1 protein-coding gene is annotated in these 331 nt (G+C 55.9%); it reads left to right on the forward strand.

Annotation, left to right across the window (positions count from 1 at the left end):
* Positions 1-46: 46 nt before the first annotated feature.
* On the forward strand, positions 47-331 hold a 285-nt coding region (locus ACLI50_RS22530), incomplete at its 3' end, for a phage tail tape measure C-terminal domain-containing protein (protein ID WP_432205880.1).

Raw genomic sequence — 331 nt, forward strand, 5'->3', positions numbered from 1 at the left:
CCTGAAGTCCGGCTGGAGTGAGTGGGAAGAGAGCGCCACGGACAGTATGTCGCAGGTAAAAAGTGCAGCCACGCAGACCTTTGATGGTATTGCACAGAATATGGCGGCGATGCTGACCGGCAGTGAGCAGAACTGGCGCAGCTTCACCCGTTCCGTGCTGTCCATGATGACAGAAATTCTGCTTAAGGGTTGTTTGACTAGTGCCTCTACTGCATGGGGGGCCAGAATGACTAGTGGCTGTCCCATGGTTAGCTTGCCTGCATCCTTTGTCAGTACGGCAATGGCTGCTACCATCCGTAGGCAAGGGGGCCACCCAGCTGCTACTGGGTCT

Source organism: Chryseobacterium cupriresistens (assembly GCF_046614675.1).
Lineage (GTDB): Bacteria > Bacteroidota > Bacteroidia > Flavobacteriales > Weeksellaceae > Chryseobacterium > Chryseobacterium cupriresistens.